The organism is Rothia uropygioeca (genome assembly GCF_004136585.1).
In the GTDB taxonomy this organism is placed as follows: Bacteria; Actinomycetota; Actinomycetes; order Actinomycetales; family Micrococcaceae; genus Rothia.
Window position 1 is genome coordinate 26832 of record NZ_NOIR01000005.1, and the last position, 17259, is coordinate 44090.

At 61.9% G+C, this 17259-nt stretch carries 16 protein-coding genes and 4 tRNA genes; 10 read left to right on the forward strand and 10 right to left on the reverse strand.

All coding sequences use genetic code 11. From position 1 onward, the window contains the following. Positions 1 to 66: 66 nt before the first annotated feature. The 7 genes from EWR20_RS11770 to EWR20_RS11800 all read right to left on the reverse strand — a co-directional run bounded on the left by EWR20_RS11770 (position 67) and on the right by EWR20_RS11800 (position 6300). Positions 67 to 1290, reverse strand: a complete 1224-nt coding sequence (locus EWR20_RS11770; protein WP_129360886.1) for a PrsW family intramembrane metalloprotease — start codon at positions 1288 to 1290, stop codon at positions 67 to 69. Continuing rightward, complete coding sequence (locus EWR20_RS11775) at positions 1287 to 1835, reverse strand: hypothetical protein (protein ID WP_129360887.1); 549 nt, start codon at positions 1833 to 1835, stop codon at positions 1287 to 1289. Before EWR20_RS11775 ends, EWR20_RS11770 begins: the two co-directional genes overlap by 4 nt. 83 nt (positions 1836 to 1918) lie before the next feature. Further along, the gene (locus tag EWR20_RS11780) at positions 1919 to 3541 is read right to left on the reverse strand and encodes a transcription antitermination factor NusB (protein WP_129360888.1); all 1623 of its coding nucleotides are present in this window, start codon (positions 3539 to 3541) and stop codon (positions 1919 to 1921) included. Beyond that, positions 3538 to 4473 carry a methionyl-tRNA formyltransferase gene (gene fmt / locus EWR20_RS11785; RefSeq protein ID WP_129361030.1) on the reverse strand — a complete coding sequence of 312 codons (936 nt, stop codon included), beginning with the start codon at positions 4471 to 4473 and terminating at the stop codon, positions 3538 to 3540. The genes EWR20_RS11780 and fmt overlap by 4 nt, the downstream gene beginning before the upstream one ends. Next, positions 4473 to 5081 (reverse strand): peptide deformylase, encoded by a 609-nt coding sequence (gene def / locus EWR20_RS11790; RefSeq protein ID WP_129360889.1) that lies wholly within the window; start codon positions 5079 to 5081, stop codon positions 4473 to 4475. Before def ends, fmt begins: the two co-directional genes overlap by 1 nt. Before the next feature lie 21 nt (positions 5082 to 5102). Beyond that, entirely contained in the window at positions 5103 to 5987 is an 885-nt protein-coding gene (locus tag EWR20_RS11795) for a PD-(D/E)XK nuclease family protein (RefSeq protein WP_129360890.1), read from the reverse strand. Positions 5988 to 6228: 241 nt separating this feature from the next. Next, positions 6229 to 6300: transfer RNA gene (locus EWR20_RS11800), tRNA-Val, on the reverse strand. Between the two features lie 275 nt (positions 6301 to 6575). Here EWR20_RS11800 and EWR20_RS11805 point away from each other — a divergent pair. From EWR20_RS11805 to EWR20_RS11815, 3 genes are all read left to right on the forward strand, one after another. Continuing rightward, positions 6576 to 6648, forward strand: a tRNA-Gly gene (locus tag EWR20_RS11805). A 54-nt stretch (positions 6649 to 6702) separates the two neighbouring features. Further along, positions 6703 to 6773: transfer RNA gene (locus tag EWR20_RS11810), tRNA-Cys, on the forward strand. Positions 6774 to 6800: 27 nt separating this feature from the next. Next, positions 6801 to 6872: transfer RNA gene (locus tag EWR20_RS11815), tRNA-Val, on the forward strand. 117 nt (positions 6873 to 6989) lie between these two features. Here the strand turns inward: EWR20_RS11815 and EWR20_RS11820 are convergent. Both EWR20_RS11820 and zapE read right to left on the reverse strand, forming a co-directional pair. Then, positions 6990 to 7730: a TSUP family transporter gene (locus EWR20_RS11820; protein ID WP_129360891.1), complete on the reverse strand. Its 741-nt coding sequence runs from the start codon at positions 7728 to 7730 to the stop codon at positions 6990 to 6992. A gap of 32 nt (positions 7731 to 7762) precedes the next feature. Beyond that, positions 7763 to 8821, reverse strand: a complete 1059-nt coding sequence (gene zapE / locus EWR20_RS11825; protein WP_238147743.1) for a cell division protein ZapE — start codon at positions 8819 to 8821, stop codon at positions 7763 to 7765. A gap of 303 nt (positions 8822 to 9124) precedes the next feature. Between zapE and ybaK the strand changes: the two genes are divergently transcribed. Then, positions 9125 to 9631 (forward strand): Cys-tRNA(Pro) deacylase, encoded by a 507-nt coding sequence (gene ybaK, locus EWR20_RS11830; protein ID WP_129360893.1) that lies wholly within the window; start codon positions 9125 to 9127, stop codon positions 9629 to 9631. Positions 9632 to 9647: 16 nt separating this feature from the next. Here ybaK and EWR20_RS11835 read toward each other — a convergent pair whose 3' ends face one another. Then, on the reverse strand, positions 9648 to 10997 hold the full coding sequence (locus EWR20_RS11835) for an alpha/beta hydrolase family protein (protein WP_129360894.1): 1350 nt from the start codon (positions 10995 to 10997) through the stop codon (positions 9648 to 9650). 110 nt (positions 10998 to 11107) lie between these two features. Between EWR20_RS11835 and EWR20_RS11840 the strand changes: the two genes are divergently transcribed. The 6 genes from EWR20_RS11840 to EWR20_RS11865 all read left to right on the forward strand — a co-directional run bounded on the left by EWR20_RS11840 (position 11108) and on the right by EWR20_RS11865 (position 17168). Then, positions 11108 to 11602 carry a hypothetical protein gene (locus EWR20_RS11840; RefSeq protein ID WP_129360895.1) on the forward strand — a complete coding sequence of 165 codons (495 nt, stop codon included), beginning with the start codon at positions 11108 to 11110 and terminating at the stop codon, positions 11600 to 11602. Continuing rightward, on the forward strand, positions 11589 to 12065 hold the full coding sequence (gene msrB / locus EWR20_RS11845; RefSeq protein ID WP_129360896.1) for a peptide-methionine (R)-S-oxide reductase MsrB: 477 nt from the start codon (positions 11589 to 11591) through the stop codon (positions 12063 to 12065). The genes EWR20_RS11840 and msrB overlap by 14 nt, the downstream gene beginning before the upstream one ends. Positions 12066 to 12148: 83 nt before the next feature. Further along, positions 12149 to 12733, forward strand: coding sequence for a DUF3000 domain-containing protein (locus EWR20_RS11850; protein ID WP_129360897.1), 585 nt, complete (start codon positions 12149 to 12151; stop codon positions 12731 to 12733). A gap of 163 nt (positions 12734 to 12896) precedes the next feature. After that, positions 12897 to 14228: an HRDC domain-containing protein gene (locus tag EWR20_RS11855; RefSeq protein ID WP_129360898.1), complete on the forward strand. Its 1332-nt coding sequence runs from the start codon at positions 12897 to 12899 to the stop codon at positions 14226 to 14228. A 102-nt stretch (positions 14229 to 14330) separates the two neighbouring features. Further along, entirely contained in the window at positions 14331 to 16469 is a 2139-nt protein-coding gene (locus EWR20_RS11860; protein ID WP_129360899.1) for a 3-hydroxyacyl-CoA dehydrogenase NAD-binding domain-containing protein, read from the forward strand. A 180-nt stretch (positions 16470 to 16649) separates the two neighbouring features. Beyond that, positions 16650 to 17168, forward strand: a complete 519-nt coding sequence (locus tag EWR20_RS11865; protein WP_129360900.1) for a Rieske (2Fe-2S) protein — start codon at positions 16650 to 16652, stop codon at positions 17166 to 17168. Positions 17169 to 17259: the final 91 nt, after the last annotated feature.

The following is a 17259-nucleotide window of genomic DNA, read 5'->3' on the forward strand; positions in this document are numbered from 1 at the left end:
ACGCTGCGTACGGTTACCGGATCCGCCTTGGGGCGGGTTGTTCTCCAGCCTACCGGGCAGCTCTCATCAGGTGCGGGTCACGGCATGCGGGGCACATTCGACCGACGTATCCCCTGAGGACTGCCGGATTCTTTCGGCCACCCCACGGGCGATCCCCTCGTTGACGAATGCGCCGAGCACGTGGTGGCCAGGGTACTGTCGACTGGTCACAAGCCAAACCTCCCCGATCGGCCCCGCAGGAACTCGCAAGGCGTCTTCTTCAGCGATGCGATTGGCCTCGTGGACTCCGGGAGCCCGCGGGTCGTCGCCGTCGCCCAAGAGGTTCGATCCCAATCTCAGGGTCTCCGAGGTGAACGTCGTGTGCGGATATCTCCCGATCGCTTGCTCGATGAAGGGACGCACCTCGTTTTCGGACGGCAGTACCGCGACGATCGGAGGGATTCGGCTCCCCTTCTGAAGGATCACCGACACGGTGGATGGATCCAGGCGGTCTCTCCGTGCCTGGAGACAAGCGACGACCAGGACCCAGACGAATACGCCGTACACGACGACGGCCGTGACGATCAGCGCGATGAGCTGAACCTGGTCGTCGCCCCACTGTATGTTCCACCCGAAGTGCAACAAAAACGCCAGGAGAACCCAGACGGCTCCGGTGAGCCAGCGTTTGGCTGTCGTGCGGTCTCGCACGAAGAGCGCGCGTCCGATCCCCCAGCCGGAAAGGCTCGTGAAAACCACGTGAAGGCCGATTCCGAAGAGAGTCCGGTTGCCCCACATCTCCAAGGAACCGATGGCATCGCCGTTGGGGTTCAGAATCGCCCCGATAGCACCGTATTGAATATTTTCCACGGCCTCGAAGCCCAGGCCGATCATCGCGCCCGTCATGAGCCCGTGCCAGGGCCGATTGAGTTTCCGAAAGCTGAACAGAATCAGAAGGACACCCAGTGCCTTGCCCAATTCTTCGGGATACGCGCCCGATAGGGACGCGTCCAACGGATACCATCCGACTTTCTGGACCAAGCCGCTCAGCCCTGGCCCTGAGGCAAGGGCCAGACTGACCGCGACACTGCCGCCCCAGAGGAAACTAGCGGCCGACCAGCCTAAACCTGCGCGAGGCCAGGTCGGCAGGAGGCGGAACAGAAGGATCAAGACTGCGGAGAGGACCACGGCCGAGGCAAGCCCGACCGCCGTCCCGCTGGGTGATGTGAGGGCGGAGATCAGCACGAAGGCGGCCGAGACCAGGCTTCCGAGGCCGATCAGTATCCACAGTGAAACAGGATATATCTTGCTCATGACCGACCTCCCGAGGTCACGTTGTGCCACACGAGATCCGAATACTTCATGCGATCCGGTCCGGAGACAACGACCATGATGGTCTGATCCCGATGTTCGCCGGATCCTTCCAGCGAGATCGCCGTCGCATCGGCGGCGGTGTCCTCGATCTGGCGGGCCTCGGCTCGATGCCTCAGGGGAACATTCTGGTCGAGGACCCGCCAGCCGACTCCGACTCCCCGGATGATTCTGCGCAATGCCAGATCCTGGTCTTCGGCGTTCTCAACCACCGTCGTGCGGATCTCGGTCTGCCCGCAGGTCCATCGTTCGGTCATGGGGTCGTCGAAGTGCTGTTCGCACACCAATTCGGAGCCGTCTCGGTCACGCATTCCTACGGTCCAGCCGTAGTCCTCCGAGCCGAGCTCGACCCGAGACATCACGGGGGCTGCATCCGGGACTGCGGCGTTGATCACGGCGGGGGCCCCCAGCAGGATGACGGCGACGCCGACTATGGCCCACCAGGCCCTTGCCCCGAATCGGGGTTTGATGCGGTATGCGGTTCTCACGTGAGCGTAATTTCCTCTGATGTGGTTCGTCCGAGTGCGAGCACGGCCCCGAGAACGGGTCCGGTCCTCTGGCTGTGAAGTTCCTACTTTTTGCGCAAGAGCGCCAGGAACATTGCGTCCGTGCCATGGACATGCGGCCAGAGCTGAACCGTGGTCGCATCGTCCTGCCCTTCCGCGGGTTCGATGCCTGGCACCCTCGTGCCGGGCGCTGAATCGCCGTCGAGGACCCCCGGTTTGGCGACTGCCCGGACGGCGGCGGCGGTATCGAGGAGCTCGACGTCGCCGGCATCGAGGATATCGAGCAGAACATTCTGGGTTTCGGCCGGATGCGGAGAACAGGTGACGTAAGCTACAACGCCGCCCGGACGAGTGACAGATATGGCCGACTTCGCCAGTTCGAGCTGCAAGGACATGAGATCCGCAATGTCGCCCGGTTTCTTGCGCCACCGGGCTTCGGGCCGCCGCCTCAAGGCGCCCAGGCCCGAGCACGGAGCATCGACCATGACGCGGTCGAAGATTTCTCCGCCCTCGCCGAACGCTTCGACCGCGAGGCTTACCTCCTCGGGGAGGACGGCCGTCAGAAGATTCTGATGGATCTCCCGTCCGTCACCGGTCAGAACCGAATATACGTTCTCCGGGAGGGGCTTCAGAGCGCTTCTGACCAATTCGGCTCGATGCTCCGACGACTCGTTGGCTACCAACGCCGCGCCCCGTGCCGAAGCGAGCGCACTCAAGAGCGCCGCTTTGCCTCCGGGACCGGCGCACAGATCGAGCCACGCCGAGTCCGTTCCTTCCAAGTCGACCGCGGCCAGGGCACGGGCCACGAGCTGGGAACCGGCGTCTTGCGCCCGGACCGTGCCGGACCGCACCGATTCCAAGCGACCCAGATCGCCATGACTGTAGGTCGCGGAACCCTCGACGAGCACACTGGGTTTCGCGTCGTTCTCTAGGGCCTCTCGCAGGTCACCGAATCCCGGCAGCGCGACCAAATGAACCGAAGGGCTCGCGTTGTCGGCCGCCAGAAGATCTTGGATTTCGGTCGGGACGCGGCCGTGGGCCGCAAGGGATTGTCTGAAAGCGCGGACAATCCACACGGGATGCGACTCTTCGATCGACATGCGCTTGATGTCGTCCGTGACATCAGCCGTTAGCTCTGCGATCCATTCCTCCCGAGACTTCTCGCTGACTCGCCGAAGCACGGCATTCACCAGCGTTGCGGGACCGGCGCCGATCACTCCGCGAGCAAGCCCGACGGTCTGATTGAGGGCCGCGTGATTCGGTACGCGCATTCCGAGAAGTTGATGGGCCCCGAGACGGAGGGCCGTGACGATTTTCGGGTCCGTCTTGTCGAGGGATCTGTCGAGGCAGCGCGACAAGATCGCGTCATAGGTTCCGCGTTCCCTGAGCGTTCCGTATGCCAGTTCGGTCGCGAAGGCCGCGTCTCTCCGGTCCAAGCGGTGCTTGCGAATCGCTTGGGGCATCACGAGGTTGGCGTAGGAGTCCTGGCTTTCGACCGCTTGCAGCACTTCGAACGCGACCAGCCGATCCGGGTCCGCAACCCTGCGTCGTCCGCTCGGTGCCGATGCTGAGAACTCGCGCTTTCCCTGGGCTTTTCGGTTTCTTTCCCTTCCCTGGGCATCGCGTCGTGCATTCCGCGTGTCAGGGCGCCCGCTTCGGTTACCGCGGCGATTGTTGCTTTCACTCATTCAAAGATCACGGTCTCCTGGTCGATTTTTCCTGCGCCCCGCGCCCAATCGGCCGCGTTCATCATCTTTTTCCCGGCGGGTTGAATGCGATCGACGACCACTTCGTCTTTCCCGCACGTGACCACAACGTTCTTTCCTTCCAGCCGCGCCGCTCCCGGAACACGGCTACTGGCCATGTCTCCAGGGTCGAATGCGTGCAGGCCTTCCATTTTCAGGCGTTGCCCCTTCAATTCCGTCCAAGCGCCAGGCTCCGGCGTGGTCCCCCGGACATGGGCCTCGACGTCGGAGGCATTTCCAGTCCAGTCGATGCGGGCATCCGAGATATTCAATTTGGGAGCGAAGCTCGGTTCACCGATCTGCGAGGTCGCGACGGCGGTCCCGGAACCGATGCTTCGGAGGGTTTCGGCCAGAAGTCTTCCACCGCTGGTTGCCAATGCCGCCAACATGGTCCCTGCCGTGTCGTCCTCGCCCACCGGTTCAACCAGTGTTCCGTACACGGGACCGGTGTCGAGGCCTTCTTCGATGAGGAAGGTCGAGGCTCCCAGCTCCTTTTCACCGGCCATGAGCGCTCGTTGCACAGGCGCGGCGCCACGCCAACCAGGCAAGGTCGAGAAATGAAGGTTGATCCATCCATGAGGGACGAGCTCCAAGGCCCGACGCGGCAGAATCGCTCCGTAGGCCACCACGGCTGCCACGTCCGGTGCCAGGTCCGCAACGGCAGCGTGAACGGCATCGTCGTACCGATTCCCTTTGATAATGGGGATCCCGAGCTCCTCGGCCCGCTCGGCGACGGGAGAGGCGGTCATGAGTCGCTTCCGTCCCACAGGCGCATCTTGTCTGGTCAATACGCCGACCACATTCAGGCCCGCGTCGATCAATGCGTTGAGCGGTTCGACCGCCGTGTCCGGGGTTCCGGCATAAAGCACGCGCATCATCCGGCACCTCCCGCGGCGCCGAAGGAAGAACCGGGTCCAAAAGAGGAACCGATTCCGAATCCGCTGGACACGTTGCTCGCGCGGCGCCGCTGCACTCCCGCTGACACCTCACCATAGTCTGCAGAACGAATCGCCCTCATGACTCGTTTCTTGTCCTCGCCGACGAGGCGGTCGATGTACAGTTTCCCGTCCAAATGGTCCGTCTCGTGCTGCAGACACCGAGCCAGCAAGCCCTCGCCTTCGACGACGATCGGAGCGTTATTCCGGTCCACACCCGTAACTCGGGCCCACTGGCGCCGTGGTGCGTCCCCGCTCAATCCCGGGACGGAAAGGCAGCCCTCGCCGCCTTCCTGAGGCTCTTCCCCGATCTCGATGACGGGATTGATCACATGGCCCACCTCGCCCTGCGGCCCTTCGACGCCGTACGTGAACAAGCGAAGAGCCACGCCTACCTGCGGGCCGGCGAGTCCGACCCCGTCGACGTCGAACATCGTCTCGATCATGTCGTCGATCAGTCGTGAGAGTTCCGCGTCGAATTCGGTCACGGGCTCGCAGACGGTCCGGAGCACGGGGTCGCCGATCGTGCGGACGGAGAGAACGGTCATCGGATTCCTTTGGTTTCTTCTCTAGCTGGCGTCTTGTTCTGGAATGCGCACCCGAGGCGGCGGGACCACCGGCATCAAGGGCTGGAGAGCACTTTCTGTGAGAGCCAGATCCACCGACCGATGGTATTCCCACACTTTACGGAGGGCGCAGAACTTGAACCAGTTGTGCTTGAGCAGGTCCGGATTGGCTTGCTGAGGCTTGACCTCGGTCTCCCCCAAGGCGACGCCCAGAAGTACGGGCGCGTTCCCGAACTCCCACGGGCCCCACGTCCCCGCATCCGCGTCCACCAGCGCTTCTTCGGCCTTGACCCCGGCGACCAGCTGCATGATGACTTTGGTGTCCAGAGGCTTGACCCGATTCTTGCGGTCCGTTCCTTTGGTCTTGTAATCGATGATGCACACGCGCCCACCGATCCTCGCGACCAGGTCGAGGGTGCCTGCGTAGCCCACGGTTTGGTTCCAGACGGTAACCTCGGCGGCCAGGGGTTCCGGCCGATACAGGTCCCACCATTCGTCGAAGCGGTCGGCCCACGCGGTCTCTCCGTACTGGCGCAGGTGTTCCCTCGCCTCGTCCGCTTCGTGGTCCTGACCCATGACCCGCAGGGCGACGTTCTCGCAATAGTTGTGGATGCGGTCCCCACGGGCGGCAGCCTGATCACGGTATCTTTCGGCCGCGGCCGCGGCATCGCGAATCACCGCATGCTTGAGGCCTACGGAACGGGAGGCACGCATGGCACGGTCGTCCTCGAGGGCAGCTTTGGCGGCCATGTAACCGTGCCACCCTCCGAGGTCCTGCGCGTACTGCCCGATCACCGTGGTGATCGACGGTACTTCAGGGTCACCCTCGACCGAGCGCGCGTACATGCGCCCATATTCGGTCTGGGTCGCAAGCCTCGGCTGGGTCATGAAATAAACCGTCCTTCTCGCTCACGTTGTGATGGCCTCTGAATTCATCAGGCGGCGACTCCACTGGGTATGGCCCCTAGCACCGGTGCAGGATGTCATCAGGCCGCCTCATGTCAGTCTGCCGCCATGAAGCTCCCTCACCGTGCATTAAGACAACCCATGCAGGCCCATGTCATGCAAAAGGCCCCCGCCCGGATGCTTCCGGCGGGGGCCTGATGCGAGCTGTCTCCAGCGCTCTACGTGCGCGATACTGGGTTCGAACCAGTGACCTCTTCGGTGTGAACGAAGCGCGCTACCACTGCGCCAATCGCGCTCAGCACTCGATTCAGTTTAGGGACACCGGCCAATCGAGTCAATTTGAGAGCCCGAGCCTGCCGGTGACACACAACACAAATTTCCTCGGTGCGGATTTGCGCCCCCGGGTGGGGCAAATAGCCCGGAATGCCGCGGGTTCGCGGGGGATTCGGGCGGGACACCTCCGGATTTTGCATCCCCCTCAAGGATGTGTAGAGTATTCATCTGTCAGCGCGACGGACTGAAGGAAAGCCCGCCGAAGCTCAGGTTGTGAAATTTGAGATCGTTGAACATGCGGTTGTAGCTCAGCTGGTAGAGCACCACCTTGCCAAGGTGGATGTCGCGGGTTCGAATCCCGTCAACCGCTCGCAGATTGCTTCACATCGTGGGGCATAGGCCCTGAGTCCTTCGATCAGGACATGGTGAGGTGGTCGAGTGGTTAGGCAGCGGCCTGCAAAGCCGTGAACGCGGGTTCGAATCCCGTCCTCACCTCGCAGTACATAATAAAATATGTATCCAGCGCGATTGGCGCAGCGGTAGCGCGCTTCCCTGACACGGAAGAGGTCACTGGTTCGATCCCAGTATCGCGCACAGATAAGGCCCCGGTTCTACGGAACCGGGGTCTTTGTGCGTCCGACAACGGGCTGGCTCATCATATGCGATCTGATCACGCATGACTGCCCGGAGAGGCCGGACTGACCCACAGGGTTAGCCGATGAGCCCCAACGCACCTTTAAGAATCGCCAAAACCGCCCCTGAACCGGCCAGGATCAGCGCGAGCGTCCTCGCGGTCGACGCCGGTACCCGTTTGACCAGGGGTGTGCCGATTCCTAGCCCCAACAGGACCATGGCGGCAACGCCGACGAAGAGCCACGGCGTCGGCATGGACGCGTGGTGGACGGCCCCTGCCAAGAATTTGGCCGCCAGAGACGTCACCCCCAGTGTCATGAAGACGGGCTGCATGGTCGCGGCGTATTCGGCTTGCTTCCACCGGGTGATCCGGGAATAGACGACCATCGCCGGTGCCGCAACCCCCGCCGTGACATTGAGCAGACCGCCGGCCGCACCGGAAGCGACCGTGAGACCTTTGCCGGACCGTTCGCTTCCCTGGTTGCCAGCAAGAATTACGACCATCCCAAGTAGCACGACGAGACCGACGACCAGTTGCAGGATCGAGCCCGGAGTCAACCGAACGATCACGGCGCCCGGGACCGTGCCGATCAGGGCGCTCGCGCACAGAATCGACCACTGTCTCCAATTGACCATGCGCCACAACGCGCAGGTCAGGAGAAATCCGGAGACGGTGGTCGTGACATTGGTCAGGAAGACGCCATTGGAGCCGCCCAGCGCAATCGCGAAGGCCGGGGCAACCACGAGGCCGACGCCGGTCCCCGAAATCCGTTGCAAAACAGTCCCCAGCAAGACGGCCGGGAGGATCAACCACAGCATGAGGCACTCACCTTCTCCGGTCTCGAGAGCCTCTACTTTTCGACGGGTTCTTCGAGCACTCCCTCACGGGCCAATGCCGTCAGACGTGAGACGGCACGGAAGTATTTCTTCTGGTATCCACCGGACATCATTTCTTCGGTGAAGACCTGGTCGAAGGGAACCCCCGAGGAGACGATCGGCAAATCCTTGTCGTACAAGCGGTCGGCGAGGACGACGAAACGCAAGGCCACAGCCTGAGCGGTAATGGGTTTGACGTTACGCCATGCAATACCCTCGAGCCCTTCGATCAGCTGCCGATAGCGGCTGGGGTGAACCTGAGAGAGGTGTTCGATGAGCCGGTCGAAATCGTCGACGGCTACCTTGTGGCCTCGGTCGAAGCGGGCGGCCACGGCGTCGTCGAATCCATCGTTGTCCACCGGGCGTGGGGCTTCCGGCAATCCACGGTGACGATAGTCTTCGCCGTCGATGCGGATGACGTCGAATTGGTCGGACAAGACCTGGATCTCGCGCTTGAAGTCAGCTGCGGCGAATCGGCCCTCGCCGAGAGAACCGGGCAAGGTATTCGACGTCGCAGCGAGCTTGACGCCCGCATCCGATAATTCGCGCATCAGCCGCGACATCAGAACCGTGTCCCCCGGGTCGTCAAGTTCGAACTCATCGATGCACACCAGGTTGTAATCGGAGAGCGCCTCGACGGTTTTGCGGAACGTCAGGGCTCCCACCAGGTTGGTGTATTCGACGAAGGTGCCGAAGGCCTTCGGACCGGGAACCTGGTGGAAGAGCGAAGCCAAGAGGTGGGTCTTGCCGACGCCGAAGCCACCGTCAAGATAGATGCCCGCTTTGTCGTTTTTCGGTGTGTTTTTGCCAAAGAGCCTCGAGAAGAGTCCCCCGCCCTGTTTTGCTCCGCCGACCGATCGCCCGAATTCTTGCAGAGCTTCGACGGCGTGAGCCTGTGAGGGCTGGTTCGGGTCGGGAATGTACGTGTCGAAGGAGACTTCGCCGAAACGCTCGGACGGTTTGAACCCCTTCAGGAGTTCCTCTGCTGACACGCTCGGACGACGATCGACCAGACGGATAGAGGCTTCGGGCACCTTGCTCCTTAAACAATTTCTCGAGTGCGGTTGCTCGGCGCCGTCTCTGCAGAGACAACGTCCCAGCGAAGCCATGACGGAAGCGTTATGGCCCAAATGCGAGTGTAGCCGCCGAAAACCTCGCCTTCAGCCTCCACCAAGGTATTGAGTATCCGACGACCGAATCCGTGCACGCGAAGCGGAACGATCGTGACACGTTTCTCAATATCGGGAGAGTGAAAGAACGCCGAGACTGCCGCCGTACCGATTACTGGTTGCCTACCATGAACGCAGAGACTCACGTCCCTCGAGAAAGGTCTTGCTTTGTCCAGGAAAAGGAATTCCCCGTCGACAGGCTCCGCCCCAACGGCCGCGATAGCAGCGCTTCAGGAGGCCGGCGTCGCTTTCGAGTTGCATCCCTATGACCACGACGACGCCGCGGAGTCCTTCGGGGCCGAGGCCGCCGAAAAACTCGGACGCGAAGCCGGCCAGGTCTTCAAAACCCTGATGATCACGCATGACAAAGAATTCGCGGTGGCCGTGGTTCCGGTGTCCGGAAGGCTAAACCTCAAGCATGCAGCGGCTGCCATGGGATGGAAGTCGGCGTCCCTCGCGGATCCGGCCGTCGCGGAAAAACGCAGTGGATACGTCGTCGGCGGCATTTCTCCCCTGGGCCACAAAACCCCAGTGACTGTGCTTCTGGACAAGAGTGCCGCCCTCTGCCCCACCGTCCTCGTCTCGGGCGGCAAGCGCGGTCTCGACGTTGAGTTGTCCCCTGCCGATCTGCTGGGCGCCACCGACGGACGTTACGCGGACATCGGAGCCAACTAGCCTATCTCGGCGAAGCTCAGTAGTCGGCTTGGCGCTTCGACAGCTCCACAGGAGACTCCCCCTCGGCGGGCTCCGTCGGTTGCTTCTCGTAGTACAGATAGTCCGGAAGCCACTCGGTGACGGCGTTTTTCCATCGGGCCGGATCCACGTTCCACTCCTTGGTGTGCCGGGCCTTGTGGAAAGGGACCACGCTCACGAGCCGGTTCCTCGAGGCGAGTTCCACCGACGTGTTCGCCGGAACGAATTCGTCGTCCACGGAGTGAATGATCAAGGTTGGAGTCAGGAGCTCACCGCTTCTGGAGAGCCAGTCGAGGTCGGACAGCAGAATCGGAGTATCCAGGCCAGTCATCATCGCGGCTCGCGGTTCCGCCAAGAGGTCGGCCACGAGCTGGCCTGCCCGCAACGGCAGACGCTGCATCCGCGAGTGATAGCGAATCAGCTCAAACCAATCGACCACCGGCCCGTCGAGCACCAGGGCCCGGATCAAGTGCTGGTACTGCGACTTGTCGGCCGCTTGGAGCGCGATCGCGCCGCCCATGGACCAGCCGAACAGCACGACGTCGCGCGCTCCGTTGTCCAACGCGTAACGTATCGCGACCTCGACATCCTCCCACTCGGTGAATCCCAAACCGTACCGTCCGTCTTCCGAAGGCGGAGCATCCCTGTCGTTCCGGTACGAGATATGGACCGTCGGCATGCGCAAGTGCTGGGTCGATTCGAGCGAACGCAGCGTTTCCTGGCGCCCCGCGCCCCGACCGTGAATCATGATCCCCCATGTGCGGCAGGTCGAGTCGGCCGGCGCCGAAACCACCCAGGCCGGTGCTTCGCCGACCGGCAGCTGAAGAGCGATCTCTGTGTAGTCGAAGCCTGCGCTCGCAGGGGTCTCGTAGATCGCGCCGGACCAGCGCCCGCGTTTGGCCACGGACAGGTCGCCTACGCGGACTTCCTCCACGCTTCTGGTCACGGTCTCCAGCCGAGGCGAATAGGTGACGACGTCGCCGATGAGAGCATGACCGCGGCCCCCGTCGAAGAACAGCATGTAGCGTCCGGGCACAAGAGTTTCGTCGTTGGCCGGCAGAGTGACCGTCGAAGGCGGCATCCCTGCCGCGGGCTCGGCCGTCTCATAACCCACGCCGAGGATCCGCAACGATTCGTTGCCAGGCTTCGGCGGCGTCACGATGGTTCGGGCATAGAAGCCCGCTACGGTTGCCACCAAGCCAACGGCCAATCCGGCGGCACCGGCACCCGCGACCAGGCCCGTACGCAACCCGGACGCCCACGGGCGACGGACCTCGACCGGTGCTTGGGAAGAACCAGGCCGCCCCCGCGATGATGTAGGCACCAGTCGCGCCCGAAAGTCGCTCATTCTCACGTGAATCTACCGGCCTTTCGTCAGCGTGCCTTCTTCATCTTCGTGCCCCTTGGCCCGTCAAACAACTCCCAATGGCCTTTGTTTTCCCTAGTAGTATCGGGAATATGAGCAACTTGCTGGTGGTTACCGAGGCAATACTCGGGCAGACAGAGATCGACAACATCAATATTGTGGCGCCCAAGGAAGGTTCGACGCCTCAAGACGACGTCCGTGTCATCGTCCCGACGGCTCTCAACAAAAGGTTATGGCTGGAATTTTTGGACCAGCTCGCGTTGTTGGACTTTGAACAAGCATTTCACGTGGTCTCCCACGCCGAGAAAGGTCCCGCAACGCTGGAAGCGGATGCCGAAAAGATTCTCGAAGGGTCCTTGCAGACCCTGAGTGATTCAGGTTTTCCTGCCCGGGGCAGGGTCGTCGCAGGCGATCCTCTCCAAGCCATGCGGGAGGAAGTTGCTGATGGTATCGACCAGGTACTCATCATCACCGAGCCTCATCCCGTCGAAGACACACTGAATATCCATTGGTCCAACGAAGCGGAAAAGACCCTGGGGGTGCCGGTTTTGCATCTGTACTGGGGCACAGGACATGTCGATGATTAATAACCCATTCAAACGATCAGCTCTCAACACCGATGGCGCCAACTCGAGCGCCTCGGCAGATGGAACCTCCGTGAACCGTACCGAAGTCGAGTGGCAGGAAATCCTCTCGCCCGAAGAGTACTCGGTGCTTCGCGAAGCCGGTACCGAACGGCCTTTCAGCGGCGAATACTGGGACGAGTTCTCTTCGGGAACGTACTCGTGCCGTGCCTGCGGTGCCGAATTGTTCACGGCCGACACGAAGTTCGACGCCCAGTGCGGTTGGCCTTCATTCTTCGCTCCCTTGGCAGAGGATCGTGTCCGTTACATCAAAGACACGGCTCTGGGGATGGAGCGCATTGAGGTGCAGTGCGCGAACTGCCATTCGCATCTCGGACACGTTTTCGAGGGTGAGGGACTGGGAACGCCGACCGATCTCCGCTACTGCATGAACTCCGTGTCGTTGAAATTCACGCCCGCTTCCTAGGGGACGCGTAACGTGCCCGGAACACCGGGCTCGACCGGCGCGCCTTATCCAAGGTTTTGACGGACCACCGTAGCCTGACTTACGTGACGGCTAGTCAGGACGAAAAAAGCGCGCCGATCCAGTTCAGGGAAGCCCTGAGCTCGCTTCGGCGTGCTCGCTTCCAACCCGAATTGTCACTTTCGAGCATCGACGCCCCGACCCATCTCGCACCCTATGGTGTGGGCCTCGGGGCGGGTGTTACAGATCCGTCGAACCACGATCAGCAACTTGCGCTGGGGAGGTTCATGCTTCTGTACGACCCTCGGTACCCAGAGGCCTGGGAAGGCGACTTCCGGGTCGTCAGTTATATCCGGGCGACCGTCGAGCCCGATGTCGCGGCCGAACAGATGTTGTCCTCTGTCGCGTGGGATTGGCTTCTCGAAGCCCTCGACCGCAAAGAAGCCCGACACAACAGGGCCGGAGGAACAGCCACCCGTGCATTCTCCCAGGGCTTCGGAATTCTCGAAGAAGACAGCGAACGTATCGAAATCGAGCTCCGAGCATCGTGGACTCCGAGGGGGCCAGACATGCAACGGCACCTCGAGGCATGGGCCGATATGGTCTGCACCTACGCGGGCTTGCCTCCGTTGCCGGAGGACGTCGCCAGATTCCCGGGCAGCGGGATCTGAGATGACCCACGTATCGACTGCGCCCCCAGAGCCGGTCGAGGCGAGCCTCTCCGGCCCGTGAACTAGACTGTTTGTGCACTTGCCTTCGGGCACAATGAACCGCGCGGGAGCTTACGGCCCCGTCCCCGACACGAAGAATGGATTCCCGACCCGTGATTGCGCCATGAAAGACAGTTCGGCGAATACCCAGGACGGTACGGAACCAATACTTTACGGAGAAGGGCTCAGCGCCGGCGAGTTGGAAACCCAGTCCGTCGAATCCGACGGTCTGGTCGCGTCCGACCTCGGGCTCACCCCTGAACTGGTGATTCCGCCTACCGTCAAGCTGAATGAACCAGCTGGTGGAGTCCCTGGAGTCATCGACTCCCCCGCAGGACTACGGCGGGCCGCGGAGAGCCTGAGCGAGGCCGATGGCCCGGTTGCCATCGACACCGAACGAGCATCCGGCATTCGCTACGGCCAACGCCCGTTCCTGGTGCAACTCAAACGGGGCGACTCGCCCATTTTCCTCATCGACCCGGAAGCATTCGATGACCTTTCGCTCATCGACGATGCTCTTCGCGGTACGGAATGGATCATTCACGCGAGCACGCAAGACATCCCCAGTCTGCGAATGGTGGGCATGAATCCGGATGCACTCTTCGACACCGAATTGGCGGGACGTTTGGCAGGTCTGCCCCGCGTCGGCCTCGGAGCCATGACCGAAGAACTTCTCGGCTATACCCTGGCCAAAGAGCATTCCGCGGCAGACTGGTCCAAAAGGCCGTTACCGGAACCGTGGCTCGTTTATGCCGCTCTGGATGTCGAGCTCTTGGTCGATCTTCGCGAGGCTGTGTCGGAGGTTCTGCGCGAACAGGGCAAGCTCTCCTGGGCCATCGAGGAATTCGACGCCATTTGTTCCGCGCCGGACCCCCAGCCCAAACCGGATCCTTGGCGAAAGACCAAGGGGATTCGCCAGATTCGTTCGGCCCGTCAACTCACCGCTCTCCGTAATCTCTGGTACGAACGGGATTCGCTGGCCCAGAGCAAAGACATCGCACCCAAAAAGCTACTTGCGGATTCCGCGTTGATCACGGCCGCCAAAACGATGCCTCAAACCGTTCCGAAGTTGCAAAGAATCCCTGGCTTCCACGCCAAATTGATCCGACGTGAATCGGTCCGCTGGGTCCAGGCGATTCGGGACGCGGCTTCAGGGCGGGACGAGGTTCCGTACAACGTTCCGAGTGATTCGCCGCCGCCAGTCAAGGCATGGGCCTCCAAACGTCCGGACTCGGCCGAGATCCTCAAGCCCGCCAAGGACGCCGTCGCCGAACTTGCGGATTCGTACGGTCTTCCCCAGGAGAATCTCCTGACGCCCGAGCATCTCCGGCGTCTCTGTTGGGACCATCCCTTCGCGTCTTCCGACGAAATCCCCGAATTGCTCGAAAGCTATGGGGCCCGCGCATGGCAGATCGCGCTCGTGTCCCCTGTCCTGGCCCAAGTTTTCGAGGAATAGTCGGTACCGAGAAGACACGCGTAGTGATACCGCGAGTATCGAGTAGATTGTGACTCACGCTATAGGTAACGTGGTGAGAAACACTGCCTCGAGAGGAACACCATGAGCGCTTCACGTCCCGACTACTCCGTTTTGACCGATCGTTGCCCTGACGAGGTAGTCAGTCACGTCTCCCGGGAGATGGTGGATCTCCCCCAAGGCGGCAAGATCGCCGTCCTGACATTGCATAACGATGCCGAACGCCGCCCCGAGACTCTCGGTCCCCGCTCGATCCAGGAATTGCTCAATGCGATCGACGACGTCCGGAAACTCGCCGACGAGGGTTCGGTGGACGGCATCATGATCGAAGGAACCGAGCCGACATTCGCGGCCGGCGTCGACCTGACCCTCGTCGATACCTTGGCCAGAGATCCTGATGCGCCGCTGACCCTCGTCGGGCAGATGGGTCACGATTTCGTGGAATCCATCCGGTCACTACCCGTCCCGACGTGTGCTCGCGTCAACGGAACCGCGCTCGGCGGCGGCTTGGAACTGGCCCTTTCCGCCGACTACCGCGTGGGGCACCCAGGAACCAAGAATATCGGTCTCCCGGAAATCCGACTCGGGCTGATCCCGGGTTGGACGGGCATTTTCACCCTGCCTCGCCTCATCGGTCCCGAAAACGCCGCTCGCGTGATCTTCCAGAACCCGTTGAACAACGGCAAAATGCTCACCTCTGAACAAGCGCGCGAAATCGGAATTCTGGACGAATTGACCCAGGCGAAAGCCGACGATGCCGCCGCACGTACGGAGGCCATCGACTGGTTCGGGAAAGCCATCCGCGAGGAGGTGTCCGTTGAGCGCCCTCATGAGACCGACCAGAACGATCCTTTGTGGTCAGAGGACGGCGACGGAGGCGGCGAGCTACGCGAACGTTTCAACGAGGTTGCCGTAGCCACGGACGGCCTGATCCGCCGCAAGACCTCCGGCGCCAGCGAAGCATGCTGGGTTGCCCTGGACATTTTCCGGAAGGGACCGGTCGAGAACCGGGCGGACTCCCGTCAGCGACAAATCGATGTGCTCGACTCTCTCGCCCGGGGCGACCAGTTCTCTGCGAGCGTCTATTCGATGCTCGAACTGGTCCAGCGCCGGGCCAAACGTCCGTCCATGGTTCCACCGGAAACTGAACCCACTGAGATCAAGAAGGTAGGCGTCGTCGGGGCGGGACTCATGGCGTCCCAGCTGGCGCTTCTGTTCTTGACACGTCTGCAGGTTCCCGTACTCATCAGCGATGTCGAGCAGGCCCGCGTCGACAAGGGTTTAAAGTGGATCACCGACGAGTTGGCCAAGAATGTCCAGAAGGGACGGCTGACCCAGGACCAGTCCGACCGACTGGGCCAGCTGGTCTCAGGGACCACAGACACCTCCGAATACTCCGATTGCGATTTCGTGATCGAAGCGGTCTTCGAGGAGACAAAGGTCAAGCAGGAAGTCTTCGCCAATCTCGAAAAATCCGTGAGGGACGACTGCATTCTCGCTACCAATACGTCGTCGTTGCTGGTCGGCGAGATGATTGAGGGCCTCGAGCATCCCGAGCGCGTGATCGGTTTCCACTTCTTCAATCCTGTGGCCGTACTCCCCCTGGTAGAGATCGTTCGCACGACGTCGACGACGGATGCCGCGATCGCCACGGCCTTCTCCCTTGCCAGGAAGCTGCGGAAGACGGCGGTCGGGGCACGGGATTCTTCAGGATTCATCGTCAACCGCGTGCTCGGCGTCGTACTCTCCGAAGCAGGACGCGCGCTTGACGAAGGCGCCCCTGCCGAACGGATCGTCGAGGCCTTCCAGCCTCTTGGCTTCCCCATGGACTCCTTCGCCCTGATCGACCTGGTGGGATTGCCCATCGGCGTCCACCTTCTGGAGTCTCTGAACAAGTACCAGGGCGAGCGTTTCCACGTCTCTGAGAACTTCAAAAAGCTCAACGAGTCGAAGATCTCCCCCATCTCGAATCAGAAGGGCGGTTTGAGCCCCGAAGCCCAAAATATCGTGGCCGGCGAGGGGGAAGGAAAAGCGGTCGAAGACATTCGGACGAATGTCGAGGACGCACTGGCCTCCGAGATTTCTCGTATGCTGGATGAGGGCGTGGTACCGGATCGGCAGGACATCGATCTGGCCACGATCCTGGGAGCCGGTTGGCCATTCTTCAATGGTGGTCTCACCCGGTACCTGGACCGTGTCGGAGCTTTCGAGCGGACGCGCTGACCCACACCGTGTGGCCACCGAGAGCCCGGGCCAGGGTCAGGTGTTCGATGTGTTCAGGGGTTGGCCCTGCTCCGCGACGCCGCGCCCAGACCCGGGCTTTGGTGTGCCCGGATCTTCCTTGAAGAACTCGGCCGTGGAGCTCAGGTTTCACGGCTCCCCACATCCATGAATGAGGTCAGAATGTCTCACCAGTCCCCCAGTTTGCAGCAATCCCTCGCCGAGACGACGACGGACGACGGCCGCACCTCGTCGGACGACGAATCGGCGGGACGGGCGGCGGCTGAGGGAACCTCGCGACGCCGCGCCATTACCGGCGCTGGGATACTTGCCGGGTCCGCCGCCGTGCTCACCGCTTGCGGATCGGGGTCCAGTGACGATGCGGAGGCAGCGGATATTGACCCGAACAATCCGGTTGACATCGCTGCGGTGGATGACGTGCCCGAAGGAGACGCCGTCAAAGCTTCCGCGGACGGAGTAACCGCCATGGTGGCCCAGCCGACCAAGGGCGTATTCAAGGCCTTCAGTTCCTCATGTACGCATCAGGGTTGTTCCCTGAACGTCCAGAACAAGGCCATTTCCTGCCCCTGCCACTCATCCCAGTTTTCGATCCAGGACGGTTCCGTGCAGGGTGGCCCGGCGCCGAAACCGCTTCCCGAGTACACGGTCAAGGTCGAGGACGGACGCATCAAGCTCAGCTGACGCAGTTCCGCGATCAGGTCGCGATCAGGCCGCGAGGCGACAGGTATTGGACTTTTTCGAGCCGCAACCCTCGACGGGCCCGCGGATCGCT

Coding starts and splice junctions, on each gene's coding strand:
- EWR20_RS11770 (WP_129360886.1), bottom strand. CDS start 1,290: ATGAGCAAGATATATCCTGTTTCACTGTGGATACTGATCGGCCTCGGA.
- EWR20_RS11780 (WP_129360888.1), bottom strand. CDS start 3,541: ATGAGTGAAAGCAACAATCGCCGCGGTAACCGAAGCGGGCGCCCTGAC.
- fmt (WP_129361030.1), bottom strand. CDS start 4,473: ATGCGCGTGCTTTATGCCGGAACCCCGGACACGGCGGTCGAACCGCTC.
- def (WP_129360889.1), bottom strand. CDS start 5,081: ATGACCGTTCTCTCCGTCCGCACGATCGGCGACCCCGTGCTCCGGACC.
- EWR20_RS11795 (WP_129360890.1), bottom strand. CDS start 5,987: ATGACCCAGCCGAGGCTTGCGACCCAGACCGAATATGGGCGCATGTAC.
- EWR20_RS11820 (WP_129360891.1), bottom strand. CDS start 7,730: ATGCTGTGGTTGATCCTCCCGGCCGTCTTGCTGGGGACTGTTTTGCAA.
- EWR20_RS11835 (WP_129360894.1), bottom strand. CDS start 10,997: ATGAGCGACTTTCGGGCGCGACTGGTGCCTACATCATCGCGGGGGCGG.
- EWR20_RS11840 (WP_129360895.1), top strand. CDS start 11,108: ATGAGCAACTTGCTGGTGGTTACCGAGGCAATACTCGGGCAGACAGAG.
- msrB (WP_129360896.1), top strand. CDS start 11,589: ATGTCGATGATTAATAACCCATTCAAACGATCAGCTCTCAACACCGAT.
- EWR20_RS11855 (WP_129360898.1), top strand. CDS start 12,897: ATGAAAGACAGTTCGGCGAATACCCAGGACGGTACGGAACCAATACTT.
- EWR20_RS11860 (WP_129360899.1), top strand. CDS start 14,331: ATGAGCGCTTCACGTCCCGACTACTCCGTTTTGACCGATCGTTGCCCT.
- EWR20_RS11865 (WP_129360900.1), top strand. CDS start 16,650: ATGTCTCACCAGTCCCCCAGTTTGCAGCAATCCCTCGCCGAGACGACG.